The 19,698-nt window shown below is 46.9% G+C and carries 13 protein-coding genes; 8 read left to right on the top strand and 5 right to left on the bottom strand.

Features of this window, described 5'->3' with window-relative positions:
• Position 1: 1 nt before the first annotated feature.
• The 3 genes from yidD to rpmH form a co-directional block, all read right to left on the bottom strand.
• Complete coding sequence (gene yidD / locus D568_RS0105555; protein WP_020208593.1) at positions 2 to 250, bottom strand: membrane protein insertion efficiency factor YidD; 249 nt, start codon at positions 248 to 250, stop codon at positions 2 to 4.
• Positions 247 to 627 carry a ribonuclease P protein component gene (rnpA, locus tag D568_RS0105550; RefSeq protein ID WP_020208592.1) on the bottom strand — a complete coding sequence of 127 codons (381 nt, stop codon included), beginning with the start codon at positions 625 to 627 and terminating at the stop codon, positions 247 to 249. The genes yidD and rnpA overlap by 4 nt, the downstream gene beginning before the upstream one ends.
• A 133-nt stretch (positions 628 to 760) precedes the next feature.
• A complete protein-coding gene (gene rpmH, locus D568_RS0105545) occupies positions 761 to 895 on the bottom strand; it encodes a 50S ribosomal protein L34 (protein WP_020208591.1) in 135 nt (44 codons plus the stop codon).
• A 425-nt stretch (positions 896 to 1,320) separates the two neighbouring features.
• Here rpmH and dnaA point away from each other — a divergent pair, with 425 nt between their 5' ends.
• The 8 genes from dnaA (at position 1,321) to D568_RS0105505 (ending at position 16,669) form a co-directional block, all read left to right on the top strand.
• Complete coding sequence (gene dnaA, locus D568_RS0105540) at positions 1,321 to 2,778, top strand: chromosomal replication initiator protein DnaA (RefSeq protein WP_026286876.1); 1,458 nt, start codon at positions 1,321 to 1,323, stop codon at positions 2,776 to 2,778.
• A 40-nt stretch (positions 2,779 to 2,818) separates the two neighbouring features.
• Entirely contained in the window at positions 2,819 to 3,925 is a 1,107-nt protein-coding gene (dnaN, locus tag D568_RS0105535; protein WP_020208589.1) for a DNA polymerase III subunit beta, read from the top strand.
• Between the two features lie 10 nt (positions 3,926 to 3,935).
• Positions 3,936 to 5,042 carry a DNA replication/repair protein RecF gene (recF, locus tag D568_RS0105530; RefSeq protein ID WP_020208588.1) on the top strand — a complete coding sequence of 369 codons (1,107 nt, stop codon included), beginning with the start codon at positions 3,936 to 3,938 and terminating at the stop codon, positions 5,040 to 5,042.
• Positions 5,043 to 5,075: 33 nt separating this feature from the next.
• Positions 5,076 to 7,496 carry a DNA topoisomerase (ATP-hydrolyzing) subunit B gene (gene gyrB / locus D568_RS0105525; RefSeq protein ID WP_020208587.1) on the top strand — a complete coding sequence of 807 codons (2,421 nt, stop codon included), beginning with the start codon at positions 5,076 to 5,078 and terminating at the stop codon, positions 7,494 to 7,496.
• A 448-nt stretch (positions 7,497 to 7,944) separates the two neighbouring features.
• The gene (locus tag D568_RS0105520) at positions 7,945 to 10,761 is read left to right on the top strand and encodes a TonB-dependent receptor (protein WP_020208586.1); all 2,817 of its coding nucleotides are present in this window, start codon (positions 7,945 to 7,947) and stop codon (positions 10,759 to 10,761) included.
• 58 nt (positions 10,762 to 10,819) lie between these two features.
• Complete coding sequence (locus D568_RS0105515; protein ID WP_020208585.1) at positions 10,820 to 12,439, top strand: discoidin domain-containing protein; 1,620 nt, start codon at positions 10,820 to 10,822, stop codon at positions 12,437 to 12,439.
• Positions 12,440 to 12,504: 65 nt separating this feature from the next.
• Positions 12,505 to 15,039, top strand: a complete 2,535-nt coding sequence (locus tag D568_RS0105510) for a family 20 glycosylhydrolase (RefSeq protein ID WP_040516073.1) — start codon at positions 12,505 to 12,507, stop codon at positions 15,037 to 15,039.
• 43 nt (positions 15,040 to 15,082) lie between these two features.
• Entirely contained in the window at positions 15,083 to 16,669 is a 1,587-nt protein-coding gene (locus D568_RS0105505; RefSeq protein WP_020208583.1) for a tetratricopeptide repeat-containing sulfotransferase family protein, read from the top strand.
• Here the strand turns inward: D568_RS0105505 and D568_RS20990 are convergent, their stop codons facing one another.
• A complete protein-coding gene (locus tag D568_RS20990) occupies positions 16,670 to 17,797 on the bottom strand; it encodes an AraC family transcriptional regulator (RefSeq protein WP_020208582.1) in 1,128 nt (375 codons plus the stop codon).
• 419 nt (positions 17,798 to 18,216) lie between these two features.
• A complete protein-coding gene (locus tag D568_RS0105495) occupies positions 18,217 to 19,596 on the bottom strand; it encodes a multiheme c-type cytochrome (protein ID WP_020208581.1) in 1,380 nt (459 codons plus the stop codon).
• Positions 19,597 to 19,698 lie beyond the last annotated feature (102 nt).

The following is a 19,698-nucleotide window of genomic DNA, read 5'->3' as shown; positions in this document are numbered from 1 at the left end:
CTTAATGTTTGCCATCAGTCAGTTTGTGTTCGTTGTGTCCACCGGGAACCAGATCGATGCCACCGGGGTGCCAAGGGTGGCATTTTAAAAGGCGGCGTATGGTTAGATAAACCCCTTTTATAAAGCCGTGAGTGTTAATTGCCTCTTCACTGTAGTGAGAGCAGCTGGGGTAAAAGCGGCATTGATTGCCAATCCAGGGGCTTAATAGGTAGCGGTATAAATGTATTAGCTTGATCGCTAGCCAGCTCACGACTGGTCTCCCGATGCCTGATCCCGTTTGCGGATAATGCGCTGCCACTGTTTGCTTAACAGTTTGTAAATGCTCGGGTTGTCCAGCTCATCCAAGCCTCGGCGCGCCAGTACAATAACATCTAAACCTGTTAATTGATGCTGGTGCTGACGAAAACTTTCACGAATCAGGCGTTTTACCCGGTTGCGGTCAACGGCGTGGCGAATATTCTTCTTTGCGATGACTAAGCCCAGCCTGGCAGAGTCGGTTTGATTACTGCGGGACAATAGAAGAAGGTGTTGGTGAGAGGCGCGAAAGGGTGCGTCGTCAAAGACGGATTTAAAGTCGCGGGCGTTTAAAAGCCGCTGATGTTTACGAAACGCGAGAGAGGTGCTCACAGGGGGTGCGGCCTCGGGGTTGGAGCAATGTGCGAAGCTCAAATACTAAAGGGCACCGCTGCAGGCTTTGTACCATAGACTTGGTACAAAAACTTACAACGGTGCCCTCGGGGTCACGCAGAGTTATAAAAGCTTAAACAGCTAAGCTTTTACGACCTTTAGCGCGACGACGAGCCAATACGGCACGACCGTTTTTAGTGGCCATACGAGCGCGGAAGCCGTGGGTACGGGCGCGCTTCAAAACGCTGGGCTGAAATGTTCTTTTCATGGTTAACCTACCGATTACCTATTCGTTGATCACACGGTGTGCGAAAAAGAGGCGGCGATTCTATAGAAAAATATCTGTCAAAGCAATCGGAAACGTAAAAAAGTGATGAAATATCGAGCACACAGTTTATTCATCTTTTATACGCGAGTTTTCCTGTGGGTTATCCACAGTTTTGGGGTTTTTCAGTCTTAAAGAAACGTGCTTAAGTTTTTTGTACGGTTTTGTTTATAACTCTGTGGAAAAACTTTTTATAAGCTGGATAAAACCTCTGGAAATTAAAGGTTTAGCTTCAATTTTGCCAATTTCAGGGATTTCTTGATATTCGTGTGGATAACTAATCCTGTCGGCGGTACACTAGCGGGCTAACGATTGGTGAGGGGGGTTCCCCTTGTCTAATCTACGTGTCAATTTGGGGGTTTTAGATTTTGCCGCAGTCGGTATGGAGTTATTGTGTTTCCAGTTTGCAGGAAGAGCTGCCATCTCAGCAGTTTAATACCTGGATACGGCCGCTACGAATAGATGAAGAGGCCGATGGGCAAAGCCTGAAATTATTGGCACCTAACCGTTTTGTGTGCGATTGGGTGTGTGAAAAATTCCTTCCCAGAATTACTGAGCTGGTAAAGCAGTATGATGCCAGCGTGTCTATGGATATCGAGGTAGGTGTTGGTGGTCGTCAGCCTCAGGTTTCGCGCTTCAGTAAGCCCAGCCCTTCTTTTAACAGTACGTCCACTAACACAATAGCCCCGCCTGAACCTCAGGCACCGCCTGTGCGCCCTAATAATACATCGCCCATTGCACCAAGCCCCGAGCCTGTGGATAAACCCGTTCCCGCCGAGCCTGTGGTAGAGGGGGGGTTAAAGCACCAGGATAATCTGAACCGCGGATTTTCTTTTGCCAGTTTTGTGGAGGGTAAGTCCAACCAGTTAGGATTAGCGGCCGCGCGGCAGGTGGCGGAAAATCCCGGGGGGGCTTACAACCCTCTGTTTATATATGGTGGTGTGGGACTTGGTAAGACGCACTTAATGCAGGCGGTTGGCAATGAGCTGCTGAAAAAAAACAGCAACGCCAAGGTGATATACCTGCACTCTGAGCGCTTTGTGGCTGATATGGTTAAAGCGCTGCAGTTAAATGCGATTAATGACTTCAAGCGTTATTATCGATCGGTGGATGCGCTGCTGATTGATGATATTCAATTTTTTGCTGGCAAAGAGCGCTCTCAAGAGGAGTTCTTTCATACCTTTAACTCATTATTGGAAGGTGGCCAGCAGATTATTCTTACCTGCGACCGTTACCCGAAAGAAATCAACGGTTTGGAAGAGCGTTTAAAATCGCGCTTTGGTTGGGGGTTAACCGTTGCTGTAGAGCCACCTGAACTTGAAATGCGTGTGGCTATTTTGAAAAAGAAAGCCCACCAGGTGGCGGTGGATTTGCCAGACGATGCGGCTTTTTTTATTGCCCAACGTATACGCTCCAACGTTCGAGAGCTCGAAGGCGCCCTTAAGCGAGTGATAGCAAGTGCTCACTTCACGGGTAGGCCAATAGATGTCGAGCTTGTGCGTGAAGCCCTAAAAGATTTACTGGCGTTACAAGATAAGCAGGTGAGTGTTGAAAATATTCAGCGCGTTGTGGGCGAGTATTACAAAATTAAAATCGCCGATATGCTTTCTAAACGCCGTTCGCGCTCGGTGGCACGGCCCCGTCAGGTGGCAATGGCACTGGCTAAGGAATTAACCAACCACAGCTTGCCGGAAATCGGTGAAGCGTTTGGTGGTCGCGACCACACTACGGTGCTTCATGCCTGCCGCAAGATTAAAGAGCTGGAAGAAGAAGACGCGGATATTCGCGAGGATTTAAAAAACCTGATGCGATCACTGACCACCTGATTGCAAATACTATTATCAAGGACCTAAAAGAGAACTGCTCATGAAATTTGTTGTTTCCCGCGAGGCATTGATTAAACCCCTGCAACTGGTCGCCGGTGTTGTTGAGCGCCGTCAAACCCTACCGGTGTTGTCGAACGTTTTACTGGTGCTCGAGGGAAGTAAGTTATCTTTAACGGGGACCGACCTTGAAGTGGAGATCGTCGGTCGGGTGGAACTCGACAACCCGGGGTTAGACGGTGAGGTCACCGTTCCCGCGCGTAAGTTTGTCGATATCGTTCGCTCGCTGCCTGATGATGCGGTATTGGAGCTACACGAAGAAGAGGGCCGCGTGTTACTGAAAAGTGGACGCAGCCGCTTTACGCTTTCAACCCTGCCCGCCAGTGATTTTCCTAATGTGGAAGATGGCCCCAGCGACTTGCAGTTCAGTTGTCAGCAAGGCGAAGTAAAACGCTTAATTGATCGCACCGCGTTTGCTATGGCGCAGCAGGATGTACGCTATTACCTGAATGGCATGTTGTGGGAAGTAAAACAGGATCAATTGCGCGTGGTAGCTACCGATGGCCACCGTATGGCTATGTGCACTCGTTTTGTCGGGGTTAATACCCAAGAGACGGTTCAGGCGATTTTACCCCGTAAAGGCGTGCTGGAGCTGGTTCGATTAATGAGTGACGGGGAAGAGGTGGTGGATATCAGCCTGAGTGCTAACCATATACGCGTGACTTCTTCGGATTACACTTTCACCTCAAAGCTGGTTGACGGTAAATTCCCGGATTATGAACGAGTCCTTCCTCGCGGGGGCGATAAGATTATGTACGGTTCGCGTAGCGAGTTGAAGCAAGCGTTTTCACGTACAGCGATTCTTTCAAACGAGAAGTACCGTGGCGTACGGCTTTTGTTGGACAACGGCCAGCTTACCATAGTCGCCAATAACCCAGAGCAAGAAGAGGCGGAAGAGCAGTTGACCGTGGACTATACGGGCGACTCTTTAGAAGTTGGTTTTAACGTTAGCTATTTAACGGATGTCACCAATGTTATTGACAGTGATACGGTGAAAATCACCCTGTCTGATGCTAACAGCAGTGCACTCTTAGAAGAGCCTGAAGAGGGTGGAGACTCTCTTTATGTTGTTATGCCGATGAGGCTCTAAGTTATAGTTTATGGCGTTAACCCGGCTGGCTGTCACTAATCTGCGCAATCTCGCCCAGGTGGATATCCAGCCTTCACCTGATGTTAATCTCATTTATGGTGCAAACGGCTCCGGTAAAACCTCTTTATTGGAGTCCGTTAATCTTCTTTCTATGGGGCGATCCTTTCGCAGCCATAAAATCAAACCTCTTATCACGCAAAACGCCCAAGAGCTAACGGTATTTGGGCGTTTATTCTCCAAAGGCTCCGAACTCCCGTTAGGCGTGTCTCGATCTCGCAGTGGTGAATCCCAGTTTCGAGTCCAGGGTAGAGGGGTGGAGTCTCTCGCGGAATTAACCTCGTACCTGCCGCTGCAAGTGATTAACGCTGATGCGTTTACCTTGTTGGAGGGTGCCCCAAAAGTTCGACGCCAGTTTTTAGACTGGTTAGTGTTCCACGTGGAACATGAGTTCTACGGTGTGTGGAAGTCTGCACAGCGCAGTCTAAAACAACGGAACACAATCTTGCGCCGTGGTAGAATAGAAGGTTATGAATTAACCCCTTGGGATCGAGAGCTCGTAGCGGCTACAGAGCGAATTCAGTTGATGCGCGAAGCCTGCTTCACGAAGCTCAAAGCGGTATTTGAGCCCTTGGTAAAAGAGTTTGTTGCCATTGAGGGGCTTACCCTCAGCTTGTACCGTGGCTGGGAAAAAGATACGGACTATCAAGAATTATTGGCGCAAACCTTAGACCGTGATATCAAGCAAGGCTTTACGGGTGCAGGATTCCATAGAGCGGATATACGTATAAAGATCAATGCTCAGAGCGCTGCTGACGTCCTTTCAAGAGGGCAGCAAAAACTGTTGGTTTGTGCCTTAAAGCTTGCTCAGGGTCGATTGTTTGAACAGATTACCGGGCGAAAATGCATCTATTTAGTGGATGATTTACCTGCAGAGCTGGACGAAAAACATCGCCATTTGTTGGTTAAGTGGTTAGATAAGCTGCAAACTCAGGTGTTTATTACCGGGGTGGAGATTGAACCCTTGCTGGTGCCCTGGCGTGAGTTAAACAGAGAGTTAAAATTGTTCCACGTGGAACATGGCGCAATAACTAGTGAAGACTACCTAGGTGAGCAGTAAAACCCTGCTTATCGGAAAATAGCGGAGATAACTATGTCAGACGACAAACCCAATTACGACTCATCCAGTATTAAAGTGCTGAAAGGTCTGGATGCGGTTCGTAAGCGCCCAGGGATGTACATTGGCGATACCGATGATGGTACCGGGCTCCACCACATGGTATTCGAGGTGGTGGACAACTCCATTGATGAGGCCTTGGCGGGGTTTTGCTCTGAGATTAAAGTGGTAATCCACCCGGATGAGTCGATATCTGTATCCGATAATGGCCGTGGAATCCCTACAGAAATGCACGAAGAAGGGGTTTCGGCAGCAGAAGTCATTATGACTGTGCTCCATGCGGGCGGTAAGTTTGATGATAACACCTACAAAGTGTCTGGCGGTTTGCACGGTGTGGGTGTCTCTGTTGTGAACGCCCTGTCTAAGGAGTTAAAGCTGACTATTCGCCGGGGCGGCAAAGTGCATGAGCAGGTTTACCATGGTGGTGTGCCGCAAAAGCCTTTAACCGTTGTTGGTGATACCAGCTCGAGTGGTACTGAAATTCATTTCAAACCCTCTGCTGAAACTTTCAGCAACATCAAATTCGAGTACGATTTGCTGGCTAAAAGGTTACGTGAGCTGTCGTTCTTGAACTCTGGTGTGCGCATTGTGCTTAAAGATGAGCGCAGCGGCGATGAAGAAGTGTATGAGTATGAAGGTGGATTACGCGCCTTTGTCGAACACCTGAATACCAATAAAACCCCTATTAACAAAGTTGTGCACTTCAGCGATCAACGCGAAGACGGTATTGCTGTAGAGGTTGCCCTGCAGTGGAATGACTCATTCCAGGAAAACATTTTTTGTTACACCAACAACATCCCCCAGCGTGATGGTGGTACGCACTTGGCTGGCTTCCGTGCCGCCCTGACGCGTAGCTTAAATACGTATATTGAGAAAGAAGGCCTGGCGCAAAAGGCCAAAATCAGCACTACCGGCGATGACGCTCGAGAAGGCTTAACGGCGATCATTTCAGTTAAAGTGCCGGACCCTAAGTTTTCATCGCAAACCAAAGACAAACTGGTGTCCTCTGAGGTGAAAACTGCGGTTGAGCAGGAGATGAGCGCCAATTTAACCGACTTCTTATTGGAGAACCCTCCAGAAGCAAAAGCAATTGTTGGCAAGATGATCGATGCTGCCCGGGCCCGTGAAGCGGCTCGTAAAGCCCGTGAGATGACTCGCCGTAAAGGCGCATTGGATATCGCCGGTTTGCCGGGTAAATTGGCCGACTGTCAGGAAAAAGATCCCGCGCTGTCAGAACTTTACTTGGTGGAGGGTGACTCCGCCGGCGGTTCCGCAAAGCAGGGGCGCGACCGTAAAACCCAGGCAATTTTGCCCCTGAAAGGTAAAATCCTTAACGTCGAAAAGGCACGTTTCGATAAAATGCTGTCCAGCGCTGAGGTAGGGACGTTAATTACAGCCCTTGGCTGCGGCATCGGAAAGTCTGAGTTTGATCCTGAGAAGTTGCGTTATCACAGCATTATTATCATGACGGATGCTGACGTGGATGGCTCGCACATCCGTACCTTGCTGCTTACCTTCTTTTTCCGGCAAATGCGTGAACTGATTGAGCGAGGCCATGTGTTTATCGCCCAGCCGCCGCTCTACAAAATTGCTAAAGGTAAGCAAGAACAGTATTTGAAAGATGAAGCCGCTCGTGTTGCCTTCCTCACCCAGGCAGCGTTAGAAGGCGCCAGCCTGCATGTAAACGCCGAAGACCCGGGTATCCGCGGTGAAGCACTGGAATCACTGGTAAAAGAGTTCCGCACGGTCATGGAAACCATTGAGCGGTTATCGCGCTTGTATCCTGCAGACGTGCTTGAGCAGATGATTTATATGCCATCTGTAAAAGAAGCGGATCTCTCTAGTGAAGATACTATTACAGCCTGGTGTGAGCAGCTGCAAAGCAAGTTCACCAATAGCCATCGAGCGGGCGCTGATCGCTATGAAATTACTGTACGTGAAGATCAGGAGCGCCACTTATTCCTGCCTCACATCGAAATTATTGAGCATGGCGTCGCATCTGAATACCCCTTCAACCACGACTTTTTTGCCTCCGGCGAATACCGCTCTATCGTCGCTTTGGGTGAAAAGCTCGAAAGCCTGTTGGAAGAGGGCGCCTATGTAAAACGGGGTGAAAAGACCGAGGAAGTGACCTGCTTTGATGAGGCACTTGCCTGGTTGATGAAAGAAGCTGGGCGGGGCTACAGCATTCAGCGTTATAAGGGGTTGGGTGAGATGAACCCAGAACAGTTATGGGAAACCACCATGGATCCGCAAAGCCGCCGCATGCTGAAAGTATCCATTCAGGATGCCATTGCTGCTGATCAAATATTCACCACTTTAATGGGTGATCATGTGGAACCGCGTCGCGACTTTATCGAGTCCAATGCGCTTGCAGTAGCAAATCTTGATGTGTAAGTAAGTGCTTACTTACTTATAACCGCAGAGGCCCTCGTCTATCATTAGGCGAGGGCTTTTTTGTATTGGTAAAAGCCGCACCCGATGGCGTACTTTTAGCAACACATTGGTATTTTGAAGGCCAGAGGTGCCCGTTAATGTATAAATGGTAGTGACTCGGTGCAATTTAGGCGGATTTTTATTCTCTGTAGTCGCTGCCTATCGAGATATTAACGCAGCAAGCATTAAATATTAAAACAATACAAATCAATAACTTACAGATTGACCCACTTTGGTGACTAAAGTGATTCGGGTCAATTTGGTTAAATCGAGGAAATGAGTCGAGCTATTTATCACCAGGTAAGACTATGCACGCAAGGAGCGCCAAAGTTTCCGGTTCGCGCCAAAGCGAACCCCTTGCCCATGAGAAGAACGAGCCATAGCAATCAGTCACTTGGGGGATAAAGTAATGTTTAAAAGGTCCGCATTGTCCGTCGCCATCGTCGGAACATTAACCGCAACACCAATCACTGTGAGCGCACAAGACGCAGATGAGCAGCTTATAGAAGAGGTTGTGGTCACTGGGATAGCTGGAAGTATAGAAAGAAGCATTGACCGCAAACGCAACCAAACGCTTATTTCTGACAGTATTTCGGCCGAAGATTTAGGTAAGTTTCCTGACAACAATATCGCCGATTCGCTTCAGCGTGTACCTGGTGTTGCGATCGACCGCGATGGCGGTGAAGGACGATTTGTCAGTATTCGTGGCCTTGGGCCCGATTTTACCGCTGTAACCATTAATGGCCGCACCGCCGCGACGGAAAACGAAGAGCGAGCCTTTAGTTTCGATACCTTGGCCTCTGAACTGGTCAGTACAGTCGATGTATTTAAAACCTCATCTGCCAATTTAAAAGAAGGCGGTTTGGGTGGTACCGTTGATATTGTGACCGCCCGGCCTTTTGATTTTGATGGTTTTAAATTTGCTGGCAGTTTGAAAGGCCAGTATGAGGAGAACAGCGAAGAAACCAGCCCTCAGGGCTCGTTTATTATCAGCAACACCTTTAACGACGGCATGTTTGGCGTACTCGCTTCAATGACCTATCAGGAGCGTAACACCCTTGAGTATGTGGTGACTAACGAGCATATCGCCAATACAAATCTGGAGCCCTTCCTTACGTTTACTACGCCTAGCCAAGGTTGGGCAGGAGGCTATGCCTATTCCGGTGATGGCCTTGAAGAAGACACCTATCGCATTCAGAGTATTTACGCTGGCAGCAGAGAAGTATCTCGTGAGCGTATTGGCGGCAATCTGGTGTTTCAGGCCCGCCCTACGGATAACCTGACTCTGACCGCTGATGTGATCTATTCGGATTACGATACCTCGTCTACAGAATACTCTACTGGCTCCTACCTGTGGGCCCCAACATTGTCTGATCAGAACGTGGTGGATGAAAACGGCTTTTACGAGGTACTCAACCACGGCTACGACGAAGGTTATGATATTACCGGTTATGCGCACCAGTTGGTGACAAAAGAACGACCCACCGAATCGATTATCGGTGGGTTAAACGCCGAGTGGTACATCACCGATAACTTCTACATGGTTGCGGATATTTCGCACTCTGAGGCTGAGCTGGATAACCGAGGACTGGACAGACTGTACATCGTCGAGTTCTTGGATCGTCCTGGGTATCTCATTACCTCCGACGGTGGCATTCCGTCTTATCAATATCGTGATGAAGCGGCGATCAAACCCGAAATGGGCAGTCAGAACATGCGCGACCTGAGAGCGCGCATCAACTCAAACGACGGGATTTACAACAAAGGCATTAACGACGAGTTCAAACTGGATTTTACCTGGGAGGCGAATGGCGAGTACCTGCAAAATGTAAAATTTGGTGTGAACAACACGACCTCCGAAAAGCAAACGGAATATTGGTCAACCCCGGATCTGATTCGCCGCATGTACCACGGCCTGGCTACACAGCAGGAAATTGATTACGACAGTATCATTGTTGGGGTTAAAGAATCGGGGGATAACTTTGATGGTCTAAATGGCGATGTTTACATGATCGATCCGGTTGCCTATCGCGACTGGATGGCGGCCAACATCGATGGACGCACCCGCGCCGATAGTGCTACTGGTATTGCATCCAAAGAGGCTTTTATTGCAAATGGCAGTAGCTGGGCTGCCGTAAAATCCAATGATTCTTATGTGATTGAAGAAGATGTTCTATCGGCCTACCTTGAAATGGATTTTGAGGTAAATCTGATGGGTATGCCGTTAGAGTTGAACGGTGGGCTTCGTTATACATCCACAGAAGTCACCTCCGATGGTACATCGCAGGTGCTGGAATCACTAGAACGTGAGTCTACAGGACCGGGAGAGCCACCATCACCTTGGCTGGTACAAAATTATGCGGATGCCGCAGGCACCGCCGTCAGTATCGACAGTGATTACGATAACTGGCTGCCATCGTTAAACGCCATCTTGCAAGTTACGGATGAGTTTTATGTGCGCGCCGCCGTCAGTCAAACACTGACCCGTCCCACGTTATCAGCGCTGGCTCCCTACACAACCTACCAGACAACAACCGTATCCACGCGCACGGCCATGGGGGGGAACCCAAATCTAAAACCCTACAAGTCTACCAACTATGATCTGGCGTTTGAGTATTACTACGGAGATGCGGATATTCTCTCGTTAGCACTGTATCAAAAAGACATCGACGATTTCATTGTTCGGTATTCACAGCTTGAGGTCTTTAACCAAGTTGAAGTAGAAGACCCAAGTTGGCAGGAGTTTCTTGTCACACGACCTCACAACAGCAAGTCGGCCACCATCGAGGGTGCTGAAATCAATATCACGCACTCGTTTGATAATGGTTTCGGTGTAACGGCAAACTACACCTTTGTGAATAGCAGTGCGTCTTTAAGTGATGCAGACGACGCCGAACAGTTCGCTCTTCCTGGGTTGAGCGACACAGGTAATGTCTCTGTTTTCTACGGTAATGAAACCTACGAAGGTCGCTTAGCGTATAACTATCGCACCGATTTTCTCGGGTTAGTTTTTAACGGGCCATCCAACGAGCCGGTGCACTACGACTCTTATGGCACCTTGGACTTTTCCTTCAGCTACAACCTCACTGATGACATCTCCGCTTTCATCGAAGGTATCAACGTGACTGGCGAAACGGTGGATAAATACGGCCGCTTTGAAAACCAGTTTATGGGTTACCAGGATACCGGTGCCATCTACACTTTCGGCCTTCGCGCCAACCTCTAGTTTCCTCACTTTCGCCCGGCTTTGTCCGGGCTTTTTTAACATCAGGTAGGGAAAAGCAATGAATTCGTATATAAAAAAAACGTTAGTTGTTCTGCAATGTCTGGTTTTTGTTTTACTGAGTCAGATGGCTAATGCACAAACGTCGGCTTTTGTAGGCGGGGAATGTGTTGCCATTAACGGCATGTATGTCTCGCTTAAGCGTGGTCAGGAATCACTGTTGGGTGATTTCAGTAAAGAAACAGAGCTGTTGGAGTTCAGTAAAACCAATGGCATTAACTACTTTATTCTCTATGATTTGGAAGGTATGGGCGGCGACCCGCAGCGCCAAACGCAGCTGGCGAACTTCATTTCCAGAGCGAAAAATAACTACGGTATTCAGGAGATCGCAGCGGCTTTAGGTGCGGCAGCTTCTGCTGATGAAGTAGCCAATTACAACGATTCACACGCTTTTGATGAGCGGATTGATGTGTTGAATCTGGAATTTGAATTTTGGAATCAAACCGATCGTGAGCAAGCGTTTAGCGATACCCTGAGTATTCTGTCGCACTTTGAAACTGTCGCCAGCAGTCATAATTTGCAAACCGAAATATACATCGGTTGGATTACAGCGAGCGAAGGAGCCGCATTAGCCGATGCGGTTGATCGTGTTCTTGTCCACTACTACCGCCAAAACGATGTCAATATTCTTCAGTATGGTCTAGAGCGCCTGGAGTATTTAGCCTCGGGCAATACGTCGGTAAAAGTAGCGCCAATTTTCTCCAACGAGGGGCCGTCGAATACCGGCGATCCGACCGCCTATTTTATGGGCCCATGGCTCGAAGATCATTCTATTGATCAACCTTTTAAAACCTGGATAACGGAGTATCAGCAGCTTACCGATATCTGGAAACAAAAATTGGATGTGATGGGTAGTACATGGTTTCTCTATAACTACTTTTCAGACATACCTTATCCCAACAGCAATCACGTTACTCTTCAGCCTCAGTCAGAGCAGGCGTGCCTGGGAGACAGTGTCGTTCTAGAGGTGGGCAGTAGCTCGGTACAGCGGGACATTGGCTGGTTTCATAATGGTCAGTGCTTAACTGATTCGTCGATCCTGCAGGGAAGTGGTACAAGCATGTTACAAATATCCGATCTTGGTGCGAATCACTTTGGTCAGTATCAAGCGCGCATTGCCAGTTATGATACCGGTAACCCTTCAAGCCACTTAACCCTAGCCGCCAGTATCACGCAGAGTCAGAGCTGCTCGTCGGTACAAAATTTAGCGCTTGGCAAAGTGGCATCGGCGTCTTCCTATATTGCGGCCGGCTATGAGCCGAGCCGTATAACCGATGGTGATACTGCCAACAGTCGATGGGCGAGCGCTTATACCGATGATCAGTGGGTTCAGGTCGATCTTGGGGACGATATTGTTATTAGCGGTTTAACGCTCACTTGGGATCCTGCATACGCTATCGACTATCAAGTGTTGTATTCCAGCGATGGTAGCGATTGGCAATTACTCATAGATGTTTCAGACAATCAGCAGCTGGTTAACACTCATACTGGCTTTAGCCAGACAGCACGTTTTGTACGGATTCTCGGTACAGAAAAAGCATTACCCCAGTGGGGCTTCTCGCTTTATGAGTTGGAAGTGTTTGGATCAATGACCTCTGGTGCGTGCTCCTCCGCTCTTTGAGGTTTGACTCTGTCGAATCACCACAGATTAAGCACACGTGAACTCACGATAAACAGCAGGATTTTATGAAGAAAATATTAATGATGATGCTTGGCTGGTTTGTTCTGCAAAGTGCCTATGCGTTTGATCATCAAGAATTTGCTGACAAAGCTGATGTTACTTTTGGGGTAACCAGCAATTTTTTACCAGCCGGGAAATTCAAAGCCTTTTTTGAAATCAATAACATTTCATCACAGAGTCTTCCATCGGGCGACAAACCGTGGGAAATTTATATTCACTTTGTCAGACGGGTAACGGCTATAGGCTCTGATGAATTTACGCTCGAACGTGTTCAGGGAGACTTATACAGACTATCACCTACGAAAGCCTTTACGGGAATTTCCAGCGGAGAGACTAAGCGCATAGAGTTTGAAGCGGTAGGCTATATTTCCAGCTACAGCTATTTTATGCCTAATGCATTTATTGTTGATGAGAACGGTAAACCCTATGTTTTTGCAAGCACGGCGAAGGAGGACCCGAAAGAGTTTTCTGAGCAATTGGTAAAGCCTGAGCAATACTTGAGGTTCAACGAACCAGAATTGGATCTTTATCTGGTGGCGACACCCGAGAGTCGTTATGACCATAATTCGGGTGTGTCTGCTACCAATGACATTGTAGGAATCATCCCCTCACCGAAAGAAATGCATGTAAGTAAGGGACAAGCGAAAATTGATAGCCACTGGTCGCTTTATCAAAGTGGTGGATTGCAGTTTTCTGTCGATTACTTAAAGCAAGAGCTTTCCTTGTTGGGGGCAACGCTTACAGAGCGCAAAGAGCCTGCAACAGATAATTCCATCAATTTAGTGATTGACCCCAGCTCAAAAGCTGGTGAGCACTATGAACTCGATATAAAAAGCAACAAAATCACCATCAGGGCGGGGGACAAAGCCGGTATCTTTTATGGTGTACAAAGCTTAATAAAGCTGCTGCCTTTAAACGCCAAAAACAATGTAATCTCTGTACCGGCGGTTAGAATTTTTGATGAGCCTCGGTATCAGTGGCGGGGTATGCATTACGATCTCGCGCGAAATTTCCACGGTAAACAGACCATTGTTACCCTGATTGAGCAAATGGGGCGTTATAAGCTTAACAAGCTGCATTTGCACCTGACCGATGACGAAGGCTGGCGTTTGGAAATACCGGGCCTTCCAGAGCTTGCCGATGTTGGTGCAAATCGTTGCTTCGACCCACTTGAAAATCGTTGCTTATTAACACAGTTGGGCAGTGGACCAAACTCGGCTGAAAAAAATCAATATCTATCTCGTCAAGATTATATTGATCTCGTTCGATACGCGAGTGATAGAAACATTGAAATTATTCCTGAAATTGATATGCCAGGACACGCTCGTGCCGCAATAGTGTCTATGAAAGCGCGTTATCGAAAACTACTTAATACGGCTGGTGAGCGAGAGGCTGAGCGCTACTTACTTTCTGATCCGGAAGATCAATCGGAATATTTAACCGTTCAAAGTTATAGCGATAACTCCATTAATGTCTGCATGGAATCGACCTATCACTTTATCGATAAGATTATGTACGAGTTGCAGCGAATGCATCGCGACGCGGGAACACCTTTAAAAACTTTCCATATGGGAGGTGATGAAGTGGGGCGCGGCTCGTGGGAGCAGTCACCTGTATGTGAGAATCTTTTCAATAATCCAGGTTCCGATATTGTTGGTGTTGATGATCTAAAGCCCTACTTTGTAAAGCGCGTTGCTAAGCTTGCCAGTGATCGTGGTATGGCAATTGCGGGATGGGAAGATGGCTTGATGTACGATAAAAACACAACCTTTCTGAGAAAAAACCTAGAAAATAAAAGTGTTATTGCCAACGCTTGGGATAATATCTGGGAGCTTGGTGTTTCAGATCGAGCCTACTTACTGGCCAATGCAGGGTATCAGGTAGTTTTATCGTCAGCCACCCACCTGTATTTTGATCACCCACATGAAAGTAGCCCAGATGCGCGAGGCTATAACTGGGCAACTCGCTATACGGATCTGCAGAAAGTGTTTGGCTTTCGCCCAGATGATCTCTATGCCAATGCCAGCAAGACGTTTAGCGGCGCTAACATTGATAACCTGGAAAAGCTGACCAATAAGCTGCATGTTCCGCTAGAACGGCCAGAGAATATCTTGGGCATGCAAGGCCAGCTATGGACTGAAACCTTGCGTACTCAAGAAAGCGTGGAAAATATGATTTTCCCCCGGCTAATGGCTTTGGCAGAACGTGCCTGGCATAAGGCTGAGTGGGAAGATAAAGAAGGTAAGAGTGAAGAATATCGGGAAGATTGGCAACGATTTTTATCAATTATAGCGTATCGAGATTTACCCAAGTTAGATAAGTCTGGTATTCAGTTTTATGTACCTCCACCAGGCGTAAAAGTCGAACGAGAAAGGGTTAGTTTGAATAGTTCGCTGCCTCTGGTAACTTATGAGGTTAGCGTAAATTCCGGCGAAACCTGGAAGCCTATTGAGAAAAATCACCGTACTTTTTCAAAAGCTGCCACCTATCGCTCACGCTTTGGCAATAAGGTTAGTCGGCCCGTATCTATTAGTGATTAATATTAATGATTTTTATATGTAGCCCTCAGCAGGGAGAAGTACATTGTTGACATCGCCATCTGTCAATCAGTTAGAAGGCTTAGCAAAAGAAGCGCTCAAGGAGGGGCGCGATGAAACGGCTTACCAACTGTTAGGAAAAATTTTACAGAAGGAGCCGGAACATGTAACTGCCAGCTACTTATTGAGCTACATAGCTCATAAATATGGAAACTATCAAAAAGAAGTTGAGTTGCTGCATAAGATCGTTAGCAATGATCCGGATAATCTTCTCTTTAGGGCCTACTATGCACGGGCATTGGTTTTGTGTGGCGACATGCTTATGGCTCATCAAGAATTGCAAACCATCGACGTTGAGACTACGGAAACCCCCGAGCTGGTTGATACAGTCGCTACGACGTACAATCGCTTGAACCTTTACACTGAAGCATGTCGTTGTTATCAAAGGCTTGTTCAGTTGGATGCTAATAGCGCTTTGGTTTGGTTTAATTTATCAACGTGCTATAAGTATTTGGGCGAGTTTGAGAAGGCAAGAGAGGCGTTAGAGAAGTCCGTTTCAATTAAACCCTATTTTGAAAAGTCTCAAGCGGCACTGTCTTTATTAAATACAAAAAAGAACAGTGTAGATGCAGACATTCCGGATCGAATTTCTGAATTGACCGGGATCCAAGAGAAAAGCAAAAACCCAGAGGCCAGGTTACATATCGCTCATGCTATAGCAAAAGAGTTGGAATCGATAGGCGATTACTCCAAGGCATTCAGCGTTTTGGCAGCACACAAAGGCGCTTTACGCCATGTTATGAAGTACGATTTTGACTACAATAAGGTAATCTTGGATAAGATTGTCGCAAGACCTTCTTACTCTGTTGCCAAGATAAATCACGTTGACAATATTTTTGTTACGGGTATGCCGAGAACAGGAACCACTCTGGTAGATCGTATTTTAAGCAGTGCTGATAATGTTGTATCAGGTGGGGAGTTACCCTGCTTTCGAACCAGTTTAAAGAAGGTCCTCGGCGAAGCATCAACACAATTTATTACCAATGGTTGTGTACAAGAATTAGAAGATAATATAAGCAGAGAAGTCGGTCGTTTGTATCGAAGCAATACAAGTTATCTTAATAAGAATGGAGAAACTCTGATTGATAAACTGCCAATGAATATCCTATTGGCTGATCAGATTCTAAAGTGCATAGATAACAGCGTTATTGTATGCTTGGATCGTCATCCTTTGGATACGATAGTCGGCAACTATAGACAGCTTTTTAGTTTTTCAGATGGAGGCTTTAACTATTCATTATCGTTAATTGATACGGCAAGGTTTTATCTTTTTTTTCGCAATCTTACTCAGCGTTTACGTAAGAGTTATCCAGATAGGTTTTACCTACTGAACTATGAGAACCTCGTTAGAGATCCAGAGAAAGAATCGAAAAAGCTATTTGATTTCTGTCGTTTGACCTGGTGTTCAGATTATCTTTCGATTGAAAAAAACAGCGCCCCTGTAGCGACAGCGAGTTCGCTACAGGTACGTGAAAAAATACATACAAACGCTATTTCTCAATGGCGCCGCTACGCTGATCATTTAGATGAGGTTAAGCATCTGTTGCAGCGAGAGGGTATAGTGTATGAGTAGTTACTGATTCTGGCTGATCACTCGATTTCGATATTCTGTTGGCGATTCTCCGGTCAAACGTTTGAAAAATCGTTGAAACGAGGATTTACTGTTAAAACCAGATTCCAATAAAATTTCCATGACCGACATATGTAAGTGGTCTTTATCGCCCAGATAACGCTTCGCTTCTTCTACCCGATAAGTGTTTATAAATTCAAAGAAGTTTCTATCAAAAGCCCTGTTTATTGCGAAGGATACATCTCGATACGGAAGCCCGATCATTTCCGAGAACTGTTCAACATTGATATTGGGTTTTAAATAGAGCTTCTGTTCTGTAATACCGCTCATTATTTTTCCAATAAGGTTGTCGATATTGTCGTTAGATTGGGATTGTGTTTTCCGCGAGCCTTTTGTAGTGGTGAGTTGCTGGGCATGAGATACGCTATAGAAAAACAGCGCTATCAAAAGAATAAAGTTAATGTAGTTATCGGTTATACCAAGAGGTAATCGATAGATAACCGCTAGAAAGCTCAGCATCAGCGACCAGGCTGCGGAGCAAATAAAAGCGATCGTCAGTAAATATAGCCAAACAATGGCTTGCTCATTTACTTCTGAGTTATGTGAAAATACCGTTCGATGATATCGCCTTACGATATACAGTGCGTAAATAAAATAACAAAAGGGTGTGATTTTAACGAACCACCAAATGAAATCCACGGCGCGATAAACTGCACTGTCTATACCGAAGGTATCTAACCGCAGCAATTGATTATCAATTCCGAAAATAGCAATAACTGCTACGACGAGTAATGACGGTAATAAATGTAACCAATCCTTTGCGGTGATACGAAAGTCGTCGTGCGTAATACTGGTCACGTAAAGCACTAATATAGGGCCTTTTAGCAAAATAACGGGTGCATAAAGGTAGGGGGTTAGTACGTTGACCAAGTCCGATTTTGGTAAATGATCGTTCCAAAGCAAAAGAATACTAATATCAGCCAGTGCGATAGAAATAAAAAAAGCAGCGAGTAAGTATTTGGAAATAGGCAGTTTTGTTGTTAATAGCGGTTGTGATAACGCCAAGACGATACTTAAACCGATGGATAAAATTAAAATTACATCATTCAAATTAAAATACAGAGTGGTCATTTTCTACATCATTGTTATGAATCATAAATAGGCAATTATTATTACAACCAATTTTTAAGCCAGTATGCGTGATTCTCTGTATTGATTGGTAAAGCTATAGAGAATAGCACTTTCCTTAAAACAATTATTGCATATCTTAAGACCAAGCTCGAGATTCCGTTGTCGATATGGTCAGAAGCCGATGTAAATTTCACTGATGACGATGAAGAGTTTGTTAAGCGTCCGCTGCTGTCACAGCAGCGGAATCTCGTCTTTGACTTGTGTATTGTGAATAGAAAAATAATTTTGTCGGTGAGATCGCCAACGGTTTTCCTCGTACATTGATCTGTTTTATTTAAAGCTTTAGTTGCTTTCCAGTACGCACACCCCATTATCCGCTAAGGCGGCCAAACCGCCCCTTTAGTAGCCTTGAGAGGTAATCAGCGCGCGGCAACCTCGGCCTTTGGTTCGCCCACAAGTGACGTAAACTGGGTAATGGTTTCGACAATAACGTCTATTTCGCCTGGACCAAGCAGCTCATCGGCAAACGCCTGAGAGAAAGGCCAATAGTGCAATGTTGCGGTTAGTCGAAATGGTGGCTGGGCGGCTTTCGGTATGGAAAAGCGGTAATCCACCATAGCGTGGCCTTTGGGTAGAATGCGGTTATCCGACATAATGTGGGTGATGCGCCAGACTTCCACCTCGACTTTTTTGCCGTCTTTATCCCCGAGTTTCACCATAAAATTCTTGGTGCCCGGTTCGGTTTTACCGTCTTTCACTTGCCCTAAGCGATAAATTTCTTTGCCGTTTGCATCGGTCACGGAAAAATCCAGCCACACTTCCCGGCCCTCGGGAAAGCCTGTGGGAAGTTTGTGTCCAGCGCCAGTATTGGTGACTTTAAAGGTGACAGCGGCATAGCCTCCGGGCTCAAGTCCAGAGTTATCGACCAGCTCTACGGTGGCACTGGTGCGTAACAGTTGGCGGGCATTTTCAGCATTTTCCTTACGGCCAAAGTGTTCGAGTATGGTGGTATTGCCACCGGCAAACCAGTGAGTGGCACGGTCCGGACGATCGGGGCCCATAATGGCGCTTTTGCCCGGCGAGCCTTTCATATGGCAATCCTGGCAATCAATCCCGGCTTGGCGATAAGGGCTTTCAAACCACTCGTCATAAGTACGTTCTACGGGTACACCATTGGTGGGGTGGGTGACATTGTGACAGCTGGCGCACATCTTGGAGTCTGTGTGCAGTTCTGAATAGGCCGTTTGATGATATGGCGAACTGGCTTCTTGTCTTGGGCCGTATTTTAATTTGGCGGCGCCTGCGTCATTGATGACATAGGCTCCATTGTCCAGGCCACTGATGGCGTTGATGTTGTGGCAGGCTTCGCAGTCGACCCCAGGCATATCAGTTTCGGGGGTGTGAATGTCGGGCGGGTTTTGGTTATCAGCTGTGCTGACCTTACCCGATACCAGACCCGTTGGCGTGTGGCAGCCGGTGCAGAAGCTGTCTAATTCACCGCCGGTTGCCTTGCTGGCGCGGGCAAGCAAGGCACGATAAATAGGATCATCCCAGGCGTGAGACATGATTGAGGAGCGCCACTCTTTGTAAATATCGGTGTGGCAAGCACCGCAGACCTGCGCATTGTCAAACTGGTGCTCAGGGATGACTTTGCCGGAGCTGGTGGAGGCGCGGTGCAAACCAAACAGTGGTGTCAGTGCTTCATCGATAATGCGCTGCTCCACAGGAGTAGTCGCTAAAACATTGTGTGCGGCTACCCATAATAAGATGGCTGAGAATAACGGAAGGTACGGTTGCATGGTCTTATTCCTTTAAATCCTGCGGGTTTTTATTGTGTGGCATAGACCATCTATCAGATGGCTAATTTTTATACTTATTCTAAGAGGGAGGGATGGTAAAAT

It is taken from the genome of Gilvimarinus chinensis DSM 19667 (genome assembly GCF_000377745.1).
In the GTDB taxonomy this organism is placed as follows: domain Bacteria; phylum Pseudomonadota; class Gammaproteobacteria; order Pseudomonadales; family Cellvibrionaceae; genus Gilvimarinus; species Gilvimarinus chinensis.
The sequence above is the reverse complement of the archived record's forward strand: the minus strand, read 5'-3'. Positions and strand labels throughout refer to the sequence as shown.